Below are 12,076 nucleotides of genomic sequence, written 5' to 3'. Positions count from 1 at the left end.
TTCTTTATTTCGTCTCTGCAACCTTACACACTTCTACGTATATCTTGATGATATACTCATCCGGATTATTTTCCGCAAAATAACTGAGCAGATCCATGGCATACACGTTTCCACAGATCTCAAATCCCTCACGTTCTATATACTCTTTGATGATTAGATACGTTTTGGGCATGCTTTCATATGATCCTCGATGATTCATGACAGCATACAATCCTTTGGGCTTGACTAGCATCGCTTCGCCAGGAATCGGTGCTTTTATTTGGTTGCAAAAGTAGTCCGGATAGAAGTGTCCCGTCTCAAAACTCTCCTGACAAACTACAGTCCATACCGGAAACTCATATTCGATCATTCGCTCTTCGCAATGGTTTCGATATTCGACAAACTTGCGGGAAAACTCCTTGTCTCCATCCCCCCGTTCCAGTTGAACGGCAATAAAATATTCTTTCTCGCATTCTTCAAAAGCCAGACCTTCATATGAAGCACTCATAGCTTGCCGTGTCATGACAATGGCACCATTCAAGAGCTTTTGCATACGTTTGATTCGGAGTTGTTCTCGCTCCAGTTCCTTCACTTTCTGTTGAAACAGCTCGATTAATAAAGGCGTATTTTGATTTTGAATAAAAGACTTAATTTCCTCGAGAGAGCTTCCCGCCTTCTTCAGCACATGGATTACATCAAGTACATAGGTTTGCTGAATACCGTAATAACGGTAACCGTTGGAATTCGTAAACTCCGGCTTTAACAGTCCAATCTCATCATAATGAAATAAAGTATGTTTAGTGACTCCGCAGATTTTTGCAAATTCACTGGTAGTAAATTGTTGTGTATGGTTTCCCGACATTGTACATGCCTCCGCTAGAATCTATGGTTCAAAAGTAAATTTGACTATAGGGTTACCCTATAGTTTATGGTTTGAAAATGCAAGTTATCTATATATATTGTTGGAGGGAAACATGTCAAAGTTAAAACGTTGGATGATTCTTGTTATTGTATCAAGTGCACTATTACTAATTGTGATGGACATGACCATCCTATACACTGCTTTACCTAGCTTAACCCATGATTTAGGTGCGTCAGCCTCAGAAAAATTATGGATTCTGAACGGTTACTCCCTCGTCATGGCGGGGCTTCTGCCTGCAATGGGAACGCTTGGGGACCGTCTTGGTCATAAGATAATATTCACCCTGGGATTGCTCGTATTTTCTGTCGCTTCTCTTACTGCTGCCTTTTCTCCAGTACCTGCTGTACTGGTCATGAGTAGAATTCTTCTTGCAGTTGGCGCATCCATGATGATGCCAGCGACATTGTCGATCATCAGGGTTACCTTTACGAATGAACGAGAACTTGCACTCGCGATCGGCATTTGGGGCTCCATTGCATCAGGTGGTGCGGGACTGGGTCCGATTGTCGGCGGGCTGCTTCTTCAACACTTCTGGTGGGGTTCTGTGTTTCTGATTAACCTTCCCATTGCCATTCTCGCGTTTGTTTTCGCCTTAAAAATGATTCCTAAACATCAAGGTGATGCGTCGAAAAAGTGGGATTTCACCAGTTCCATTCAGATTATGATCGCCATGGTGGGAATCATCTATTCCATCAAGGAATTCACAAGACGCGAAGGATCTCTGACATTAGCCAGTATCGCTGCAATAATAGGTGTGCTGTCCCTTATCATCTTTATTCGCCGTCAAAATAACAGCACCAACCCGCTTTTGGATCTGTCCTTATTCAAAATACCAAGATTCAGCACCGGCTTTATCACCGCACTGGTCGGTTTGTTTGCGCAAATGGGTGTGCAATATATGGTCACTCAACGCCTTCAACTTGTGGAGGGCATGTCACCGCTTCAAGCGGGACTTTTTACCTTATCTATACCCGTTGCAGCACTCATTGCTGGCCCTATTGTCGGTTCCATCATGCATCGTGTAGATGTCGTATATATCAAAAGTCTCTCTCTCTTGATCGCCGGTCTGGGCATAGGGATATATCTGATGCAGTTCAATGCAGGGTTTACTGGACAGATCCTCGGTTTAGCACTACTTGGCGCAGGTCTTGGCGCAGGCATGACCGCAGCATCCCATTCCATTATGAGTTATGCACCTCCGCACAAAGCCGGTATGGCAGCATCGATTGAGGAAGTGGGTTATGAGCTGGGTGGAGCATCAGGTATTGCCATCATTGGGAGCATGTCTACCCTTGTATACACGCTTGCTATGAGGATTCCTGTGGGGATTAATGTGCCAGCTAATGTGAAGGACAGTCTAGATGAAGCTCTTCTCGCTGCCGAAAGTTTACCTACTGAGTCTGCGGAGTCACTCAAACTTGCCGCCTTTGCTGCTTTTGACCAATCCTTCTTTGTGGTCATTGCAGGGATAACTTTATTTTTACTCGTTGCTGCTCTGATCATGAGCTGGGTAGCCTTGCGTTTAAAACGCTCAAAAAGAAACGGTGTTGAAACATAATGCAATGTAATTCATTTCATGAAATGAAGCGAGGTATATACGATCATGTGGTTTCCAATAATAAATGGAATTATTATTTTAATCGGTATGTTTGCTATTTTTCTGGTCGTTAGAAATTTGTCAAAAGAAGAGGATTGATTACTCACCTAAGGAACATAAGCATCCTCTACCTCAACTTTTCGTTCATTTCCGTTTGCTATGTATCTTACGTGAACGACACTTCCTTTCTGGAATTGGGGAATATGTGTAACCGGGATATATGTCTCTACAATCGTGGGAAAGGTACGGCCGTCAACTTGGGTTACGGTCAAATCCAGTCGCACTCCCGGCCTTCCATCCATACTGGATGAAGTTTGTGTAATGTCATGAATAATCGCCTCTGCGGGAATTCCCTCCATTAAAATGCTTTTTCGAAGGTGCTGTTTCTGTTTATTGTTATGGAGCAGTTTAAATATCATAATCATAGTGATTGTGCCTGTTATCAGCCCAAAGCCAATAACAGCAACAATAGCAATTAATGTAGTCGACATAATGGCCTCCTTTTATTGAAACTTATGTTTACTATTTCTTGATTATATCTCTTATTCCTGCAAATTTGCTTGATCTGGAACACCTCCATATCAAAAAACCGCCTTATTGGCGGTTTCTTGTTTCTGAATGAAGTTCTTGCGTTCTATAATACTGGCATGAACTCTAACCGTATATGTTCAACTTAATCTACTTTCGCACCATAAGAGCGTACAAACAATACCGCTTGTTCGCGATCCAAACGTACACCTTTAATATCCAATGATTTCAGATCGATTCCTTCCAGGTTCGCGCCTCTAAGATCGGCCCCTTGCAGCTTGGCTCTGCTTAAAACTACTCTTGTGAGATCACAGTCTCTCAGATCCGCTTTGGTAAAATCTGTGTCCGTAAAGTCGGCTTCAAAGAAACGAATTCCCCGCAAATCCTGTTTCCCTAATCGGGTATGTCTCAGATTCGTATAAGACCAATCGCCTTGACTTAGTGTAATACCATCCATTTGCGCACCGGAAAAGTCCGACCCCGTCATCTTGCAGGAGGTGAATTTGGAAGCGAAAAGATTAGCACCACCAAATAAGCAGTTTTCAAAAGCCGACTCTCTATGGATGGAGCCATTCATGGAAGCACCTTTAAAGTCACACTCGATAAAACGGCAGTTGCTTGTCTCGATTTCTTCCATCGAAGCGTTCATAAAGGTACACTGTTTGAAAACACAGCTGATTAGTTCTCCATACCGCAAGTCACGTCCTTCAAAATGTACACCTTCATATTCCTGATCCTTATATTGAAACATCACGTACACCCCATCTTGTATGATTATCATCTTTTCCCCATTAAAGAGCTTTTTATAATATACCATACGGCTGTCAAGTACCTGCTTAAACGTCTGCAAAAGTCAAGTCGCTTTTTTCTGAAAAACATAGCTACTTCAAATAAAAAAACCGCGGAAAATCGCGGCTTTTTGACTCCATAACTGTGTTTAGCTAGTACTTCAATCGGATGTGAACAGGGATGGGAAACGATGCGTCTCTTCCCTTGTCTCTGTGCTCGTCTTTGTTTTGTTCTTCTTCTTGCACAATCCACTGTCTGCCAACCAACAATTGCAGCAACTCGATCTCTTGTAAGGTCAGGTGAATATGTTTCAGTGACAAATCTTCCTGGATATAATCCTGGTCTACCTTGAGACCAAACCGGAAATAGAGCAGTCTTTTCAAAGCGTTAATATGCAAAAATTTGAACTCATAGACTCTGCTACGTATGGCCTCTTCCCAGTTGTCTCTCACTTCAGCTGCTGTGTCCAGTCTCTCCACCAGATCCATCGTTGGTTCCTTGATCTTGGATAACAACGAAGAGAAGTCTTTTCTCTGTAAACAATCAATGATTAATTCGCTCGGTTCACCGCTCGTCAGAACATTTTCCACTAACAGAGCTACAGGAATGGATAACTGAACACGGCTCATCCTCCGCCCTCTCCATCTCTGAGGTATTGATTAAACCAGGCATTTACCTGTTCAAAGCTATCCACGCGCAGCGAGGGTTTTCCACTTTTGAGCAAAGTGTGATTGGAGCCTGGATATCGAATCAGTTTAGTCGTTTTTCCATATCGTTTTAACGTGGTATATAACTCCTCCGCCTGTCCGATCGGTGTACGATAATCTTGCTCCCCATGCATAATCAGAAGTGGTGTTTCAATCTTATGCGCATGAGCAAGGGGAGAACGGGACCATAACATGTCTGCATGTTCGGTCGGATTGCTGCCAATTACGCCCTCCACATAGGAGATGCCAATATCACTGGTTCCATACAAGGACAACCAATTGGATATACAACGCTGCGTTACTGCTGCCTTAAATCGATGGGTATGAGCAACGATCCAGTTGGTCATGACGCCTCCGTAACTACCTCCACCTATACCAAGACGTGTTTCATCCAGGAAATCATATGTAGCAAGTGCATAATCCACCGCCTCAAGCAGGTCCCTGCAGTCCCCTCCAGCAAAATCTCCTCGGCAAGCTCTGGCGAATTCCTGCCCGTATCCCATACTTCCACGTGGATTCACCCATAGAACGGCATAGCCCTGTGCAGCAAGTGTCTGCATTTCATGGCTGAAGATGCCTGTATACATGGCATGCGGCCCGCCATGAATCTGTAATATCATCGGCACTTTGGTGTCCGATTCCTGCATAACAGGCTTTACCAACCAACCCTGAATCGGCCATCCGTCCGACGATGTAAACTCGACACGTTCAGGTATATTGACTTCCAAGCCTGCCATTAATTCATCGTTTCGCCGGGTGAGTCTGAACATTTCACCACTGTTAATATCCACACGGTACAGTTCCCCAGGGTGATCCTCAGTCAATGCGCCAATGATCAGCGTCTTACCATCAGGTGACAGGGTATATTGATATATATCCTTCTCACCGCTTCCCGTCACAGCTTGACAATGACCATCCTCGGTGATTTGATACACGTCCACATTTCCACCATGGGTACCCAGCACATATGCCGTACGTTGCGCATGATGGTAATCCATCAGTGGCGACGGAGATGGGCTTGCCGATTTCATGTCCCCAAGTGCTGCGTTCCCCAACTGCATATCGACATCAGGTGCCAGCGGCTTTGGAATACCTCCACTAGTCGGCACTTCATATAGTCTGTTGTGACTTCCACTTCCATACTCTCGGTCACTGGCGATCAGAATCAGTTGCTCTCCATCGGGTGAATATGCGAACTGGCTAACCTGAAGACTGGAATCTGTTACTCTGCACTGCTCGCCGCTTGCCAGATTCACGGTATGTACATCTGCAAAATACAACAGATCCGCATCCAGCCCCTCATCCTGTACCTGCTTGGAAATGAAGGAAATAGCCTGACCGTCTGGCGACCAAACCGGAGCAGCAACATTCCATGGTCCGGTTGTGACCTGCGCAATGGTTCCACTTCCGATCTCATATACAAACATATGGCTATAAAGACCATCCCACCAGCCGGAGCCTTCTGCCTTCGGTGTCGTGCGCTCAAAAACCTTGCCTCGCAGGGGAGTTACTTTAGGTGATTCGTCTGTCTTTGATGTTTTGTCAGCCATCGCTTCATCTTTGCCTTCTACAACTTTGCTGGTAAACGCAATATATTGCCCATCCGGGGACCAGATAAATTGTAAAAGCTTGCGCTCAGGCGGGATGAGATTTATAGCCTTTGTATCGTCTGACGCAAGGGTCCATAATCCCTTACCCCCACTTTCTAATCGTAAAAAAGCGAGCTGTGTTCCATCCGGTGACCAGGCAGGAGATGAATCCTTCACTCCATCTGTAAGGGGCTTGTCCTCACAACCATCCAGGAAAACACCCCGAATTTGCGTGTGATACTCATTTTTCTGCTGATCAATCGTCTGTTCAACGTACGCCACCTGACCATGTTGATTGATTACAGGCTGGCTAACCCAGCGGTAATGAACTAAGTCCTCTGGCAAGATCGGTCTTTTATTCATGTCCATGGCTCCCCTCTCCGTTCCTCTTATTTTTTGTTCGTATCCGTACGTGGATCAAGTACATCGCGCAGCCAATCTCCCAGGAAAATGACACCAAGAACCGTCAGAGTAATTGCCAGTCCAGGGAAAGTTGCCACCCACCAGCTTGTTGCCACATATTGTCTTCCATCACTGAGCATACCTCCCCAGGAAATGTCAGGTGGCTTAATGCCCAGGCCCAGGAAACTGAGCGAAGCTTCCATAATGATCGTGGTCCCGACATTCATACCGCAGATCACGATAAAGGAAGATAAAATATTCGGCAGAATGTGTTTTAGAATCAATCTCCCATTCTTGGCACCGATCGATCTGGCAGCGTGAACAAAGTCCCGTTCCTTGATACTCAATACCTCACTCCGAACCACACGTGTGAAAGGAACCCAGTTAGTTACACCGATAACCAAAATCAGCGTCGTAATCCCTTGCCCCACAATAGCCATCACAACGAGCATAAACAGAATGGTAGGGATAGCCATGAATGCATCACCCACGCGCATAATAACTGCATCCAGCCATTTTCCGTAAAATCCGGACAAGAGACCAAGAATGGCACCAATGATTCCGGACACGATGACTGCTCCCATACCTACGATTAATGAAACCCGCGCACCATATACGATTCGGCTCCACATGTCCCTGCCCAGATTATCCGTACCCAGCCAGTATTCAGCCGTTCCCCCATCAAGCCAAGCTGGCGGTTTAAGACGATTGAGGGGATTCACTGCACCAGGATCATGACTCGTTAACAGAGGTGCACATATGGCGATTAACACAACCAACAAAACGAGCACAGCGCCAAATATTCCGGTCTTGCTGATGATCAGTTGTTTCCAGATATAGTGAAGTCCTGTTGGTGTACGTACATTCTCATGTTCCTGTTCTGCACCCGGCATTGGCATTTCATTGCTGCCTGTCATCGATTGCACCTCCTTCTAATCGTATTTAATGCGAGGATCAAGCAGCCGGTAGGCCACGTCCGTCAGAATATTCGTTACAACGACGATAAACGCGATGACAAAAACGGCGGCCTGTACAATCGCCATGTCATGGGTGTTGACTGCAACAACCAGCAACTGACCTAGCCCGGGCCAGGAGAATACCGTCTCCGTAATCAATGTTCCACCAATTAAGCTGGTAAACTGCAAACTCATAATCGTTACAACCGGAATCAAGCCGTTGCGAAACGCATGTTTGCCAATCACGACCATCCGGCCAAGCCCCTTGCTCCGTGCTGTGCGGATGTAATCCTGACTCAGAATTTCCAGCATGCTGGAGCGAATAAGGCGAGTCATTTGTGCAGCCAACCCGACCCCTAGCGTAAAGGCAGGCAAGATCAGATGTGATACTCCGCCGCGTCCGGATACAGGCAAAACTCCCCACATGACAGAAAATAACAAAATGAGCATAATGCCCATCCAAAAGTTCGGCATAGCTTTACCAATGACCGATATTCCCGAGATGATCAGATCGGTAAATGTATTTCGTTTGACTGCTGAGGCAACTCCAAGCGGTACAGCCATAACAATGGCAAAAAACATCGCTGCAACAGCCAGTTCAAAGCTGGCCGGCAATCGTTCCAGTACAAGCCGTAAAGCTGGTTCTCCATAACGGAAGGATTGACCAAAGTCTCCCTGCAAAGCGCTGCCAAGGAACTTCATATACTGTGTGTATAATGGCTGGTCCAGTCCGAGTGCCTGCGTTAATACAGCGCGGTCTTCAGCAGTAGCTGTTTCGGGCAGCATCAGAGCAACCGGATCACCCGTGACGCGGACCAATATAAAAACGATTAATGAAACAATGAACAGGACCGGAATAACCTGCAGTAGTGACTTAAGTACATATTTGCCCATTCTCTGTCCACCTCCTTTTAAAAAAGAACGACAGGAACGTGGTACAGTCCCTGCCGTTCACGGCTTATCTTTGTCATAACAGGTTGTTCTGTCTGATTTTACTGTGCAGGTGTAATCTCGTCAGCATAGAACATTTCGTCACTACGCGGCTCAAATTTTACACGGCTATCGGTACCATAAACCCCTTCCATCTGGTACAAATACACAGCTGGGCGATCTTCAGCAAGAATTTGTTGTACTTGCTGGTACTCTTTCTCTCTGGAAGCCGGGTCCATGTTAACCAGCGCAGACTGGAGCAATTTCTCTACTTCCGGATTGTTATAATCCGACTCACCTTTGGCTTCGTCCAACATGTAACGATTGTAGTTATTGGAAGCATCAAAGAGGGAGTTTCCTATTCCGATCATGAAGATTTCCTTGAATGATTTGGAACTGTAACGTTCACTGAAAGCACTTGGTTCAAGCACGTCCAGATTAATTTTGAAGCCCACTTGCTCCAGCATCGCTGCCACGACTTCGGCAGGCTCTTTATACTGCGAGGATACCGAGATGGTCATCTCTGCTTCACCTTCTGCATATCCTGCTTCCTGCAACAGTTGCTTCGCCTTCTCTTGATCATAAAGTGATGTTTTGTACAACGAATGATCTGCTCCAAAGTTGCCAGGTGTTACGGATGTACGAGTCACGATACCTGCACCTCCGGCAATGCTGTCTACAATGCCCTGCTTGTCAATCGCCAGATCAATAGCCTCCCGCACCTTCGGATCAGCTGTGACGCTGCCCTCTGTTTGACGGAAAATCAACTGAAGTACACGCTGAATCGGCGCTTTGACGATCTTTTTGTCCGCTTCGCCTTCAATGCGCGCAATATCTGTCGACGGTATGGATGCTGCGATATCAACACCACCAGCCAGCAGCTCAGATACCCGTGTGGAAGCTTCCGGGATAACACGGAAAACAACCTCATTCCATTTCGGTTCACCATCGAAATACTTTTCATTTTTCACAAGTTCAACGCGATCATCTTTTGTCCATTTGCTGAATTTGTATGGACCTGTGCCAACAGGTTGTTTCAGGAATTGATCAAACCCATTGTCCTCAATATATTTGGCAGGCAGAATGCCAGCCCCCATCTTGGACAATCGATTAAGCAGCAGCGGGTCCGGTCCGTCGGTAATAATATCTACCGTATATTCATCGACCGCTTTCACATCAACGATGTTTTTGAAGTAGCTGTTTTGTTTCAGTGTACTGTCTTTGGCTACGCGCTCCAGAGTATACTTCACATCTGCTGAGGTGAATGGATCACCGTTATGGAAGGTCACTCCTTCACGCAGCTTAAAGCGCCATGTTGTGTCATTCACTTGCTCCCATGAAGTCGCTAGACCTGGAACCTTCTTCTGTTCACTATCATTTTTGATTAAATAATCAAATACATTGACCAGCACCGCTTCACTGGATGTATTATTGTTGTTGTGCGGGTCAAAGCTCTCAATATCCGTAGCAGCTGCGATTGTAAGCTTAGTGCTGGCAGAAGTACTTCTGCCAGATTCACTTGATGCCGAATTGCTATCCGTGCCAGTGCTCTTGCCACCGCAAGCGCTCAGTACCAGTACTACAGCCAATAATGTGATCCACATACTAGTCCATTGTCTTTTTTTCATTTTCCATGCTCCCCCTCAGAAGTTGTGTGTCTTGCCAAATATTCAAGCGCTACGGCGGACAGCATACCCACACCATATGACATGACCGTCTCATCCAGATCGAACATTGGATGGTGAAGCGGATAACGAGTTCGCTCTTCCTCGTTCCCTGAACCCAGTCGGAAGAAAACACCCGGAATCTGTTCACAGTAGAATGCAAAATCCTCGCCGCCCGTGGAAGGCGGAATACTGCTCCAGCCCTTTGCCCATTCGAGTCCGTCAACGGTCTCCGTAAGCAGGTCCACCATGCCCAGATCGTTAACCACAACCGGGTAGCCATCTCCATAGATGACTTCATGACCCGCCCCGAACGAACTGCACACACCACTTACGACCTGTTCAATCAAGGCTGGCATGCGTTCACGAATGGCTGGGGAGAGTGTTCGAACCGTGCCGATCATCTCAACCTCCGGCGCAATCGCTGTTCCCATGTAGCCCCCGGTAATTTTACCGATCGTTACCACAACTGGTTCCAGCGGGTCTAGCATACGACTAGCCAGGTTCTGTAGTGCAGTGATGACCTGAGCAGATACGGCAATAGCATCGATACCTTCATGCGGGCGGGCAGCATGTCCGCCCTTGCCAAGTATCCGAATTACCAGACGGTCTGCCGAGGCAAAAGCCACACCTTTGCTAACCCCGACGGTACCCGTATCTTGACCTGGAGTCATATGCAATCCAGCAATCGCGTCCACTTTCGGATTCTCAAGTACTCCATCCTGAATCATGGCACGTGCACCTGCCAACCCTTCCTCCGCAGGCTGGAACACAAATTTGATGTTGCCCGCTTTCGGTCGGCCGAGGCTTGTTAGCAGCTCCGCCGCTCCCATCAGAATGGTTGTATGTGCATCATGCCCGCACAGATGCGCCTTGCCTTCTACTTGGGAACTGTACTCAGCCGACTTCTGATCTTGTATAGGCAATGCGTCCATATCTGCCCGAAGTGCAAAAGTGGGGCCCTCTGCCTCCCCCCTCAGCAAACCTACGACTCCGGTTTTCCCGACATTACGCGTCACTTCAAGACCCAGACTTTCCAAGTGTTTGGCTACGATCTCTGACGTTCTGAATTCCTCATAGCCGATTTCCGGGTGGCGATGGAAATCTCTCCGCCAGGCAATGAGTTGGGGCTGCAATGCTTGTGCACGTTGATATAGTTGTGATTGGTCCATTAGTTCTCATTCCCTTCTTTGTCATCCGATTCTGATACCAGTCGGGCATAGATCGCATCAGCCGAGAATTCAATGTGTCTTTTCATTGTCTCCCGGGACTTGATGCTGTCATGTGCTTTCAGTGCTTCAAGAATCTCCATATGTATCCCATGATTGACGGAGCGAATTCGGTCATCATATGGCATCAGGTCCAAGGCCGGATTAATTTTTGTTCTGATCTGTCTTACGGCCGCCTCGCAATATGGATTTCCGGACGCCTTAGCAATGGTCAGATGGAACTTCACATCCAGAGCCCGGAACCATTCCCTTGTACAATGGGGTTCAATGCTTTGCTCCATATAAGCTTCCAGCAGCTCCAGCTCGCCTGCGGTAATCCGCTCAGCAGCCAGAAAAGCCGCTTCCGGCTCAATAATGGTCCGGTATTCAAATACTTTCAGCATTTGTTCCCAATCCCGTTTAATTTCTTCTCTTGTGCGTTTATGAGAATTGGCTGTCAGAGGCAGGACAAAAGTTCCACCCTTAGCCCCCACGCGCTTCTCAATCAGACCCTTGTCTTCCAGCGTAGATAGCGCCTCACGTACCGTAATGCGACTTGCATTAAAAATCTCGGCCAGCTCTCGTTCGGAAGGAAGCTGTTCTTCACTCATTAATTCTTTGAGTATGATGGCTTCTTCCAGTTGTTCCCTAATAAATTCACTGACCTTTTTGGTAGATACTTTTTCAAAACGAAATGAAAACGTACTGGACATGTAAACACTCCGATCTGTAAATGGTCTAGACCTTATACCATTAATATAATTCCGACTAAACAGATATGCAATACTTTTTTGAGAATATTTAA

At 46.4% G+C, this 12,076-nt stretch carries 11 protein-coding genes; 1 reads left to right on the top strand and 10 read right to left on the bottom strand.

Annotated elements, in window-relative coordinates; genetic code table 11:
- Positions 1-4 precede the first annotated feature (4 nt).
- Positions 5-841 carry a MerR family transcriptional regulator gene (locus tag ACDJ58_RS12625; protein ID WP_413378363.1) on the bottom strand — a complete coding sequence of 279 codons (837 nt, stop codon included), beginning with the start codon at positions 839-841 and terminating at the stop codon, positions 5-7.
- Positions 842-953: 112 nt separating this feature from the next.
- On the opposite strand from ACDJ58_RS12625, the gene ACDJ58_RS12620 reads away from it, so the two are divergent.
- Positions 954-2,459, top strand: a complete 1,506-nt coding sequence (locus ACDJ58_RS12620) for an MFS transporter (protein WP_413378361.1) — start codon at positions 954-956, stop codon at positions 2,457-2,459.
- 146 nt (positions 2,460-2,605) lie between these two features.
- Here the strand turns inward: ACDJ58_RS12620 and ACDJ58_RS12615 are convergent, their stop codons facing one another.
- The 9 genes from ACDJ58_RS12615 to ACDJ58_RS12575 form a co-directional block, all read right to left on the bottom strand.
- The gene (locus ACDJ58_RS12615) at positions 2,606-2,989 is read right to left on the bottom strand and encodes a hypothetical protein (RefSeq protein WP_413378359.1); all 384 of its coding nucleotides are present in this window, start codon (positions 2,987-2,989) and stop codon (positions 2,606-2,608) included.
- 182 nt (positions 2,990-3,171) lie between these two features.
- Positions 3,172-3,777, bottom strand: coding sequence for a pentapeptide repeat-containing protein (locus ACDJ58_RS12610; RefSeq protein ID WP_413379645.1), 606 nt, complete (start codon positions 3,775-3,777; stop codon positions 3,172-3,174).
- Positions 3,778-3,967: 190 nt separating this feature from the next.
- Positions 3,968-4,444, bottom strand: coding sequence for a hypothetical protein (locus ACDJ58_RS12605; RefSeq protein ID WP_413378357.1), 477 nt, complete (start codon positions 4,442-4,444; stop codon positions 3,968-3,970).
- Complete coding sequence (locus ACDJ58_RS12600; protein ID WP_413378355.1) at positions 4,441-6,474, bottom strand: prolyl oligopeptidase family serine peptidase; 2,034 nt, start codon at positions 6,472-6,474, stop codon at positions 4,441-4,443. Before ACDJ58_RS12600 ends, ACDJ58_RS12605 begins: the two co-directional genes overlap by 4 nt.
- 26 nt (positions 6,475-6,500) lie before the next feature.
- Entirely contained in the window at positions 6,501-7,406 is a 906-nt protein-coding gene (locus tag ACDJ58_RS12595; RefSeq protein ID WP_413379643.1) for an ABC transporter permease, read from the bottom strand.
- 39 nt (positions 7,407-7,445) lie between these two features.
- The gene (locus tag ACDJ58_RS12590) at positions 7,446-8,363 is read right to left on the bottom strand and encodes an ABC transporter permease (protein WP_413378353.1); all 918 of its coding nucleotides are present in this window, start codon (positions 8,361-8,363) and stop codon (positions 7,446-7,448) included.
- Between the two features lie 98 nt (positions 8,364-8,461).
- Positions 8,462-10,027, bottom strand: coding sequence for an ABC transporter substrate-binding protein (locus tag ACDJ58_RS12585; RefSeq protein WP_413378351.1), 1,566 nt, complete (start codon positions 10,025-10,027; stop codon positions 8,462-8,464).
- A complete protein-coding gene (locus ACDJ58_RS12580; RefSeq protein WP_413378349.1) occupies positions 10,024-11,235 on the bottom strand; it encodes a M20 metallopeptidase family protein in 1,212 nt (403 codons plus the stop codon). The genes ACDJ58_RS12585 and ACDJ58_RS12580 overlap by 4 nt, the downstream gene beginning before the upstream one ends.
- Positions 11,235-11,984, bottom strand: a complete 750-nt coding sequence (locus tag ACDJ58_RS12575) for a FadR/GntR family transcriptional regulator (RefSeq protein ID WP_079694345.1) — start codon at positions 11,982-11,984, stop codon at positions 11,235-11,237. The genes ACDJ58_RS12580 and ACDJ58_RS12575 overlap by 1 nt, the downstream gene beginning before the upstream one ends.
- Between the last annotated feature and the right edge of the window lie 92 nt (positions 11,985-12,076).

The sequence above is a fragment of the Paenibacillus taichungensis genome (assembly GCF_047302525.1).
Taxonomy (GTDB): domain Bacteria; phylum Bacillota; class Bacilli; order Paenibacillales; family Paenibacillaceae; genus Paenibacillus; species Paenibacillus taichungensis_B.
This window is presented reverse-complemented; position numbering and strand designations above follow the sequence as displayed.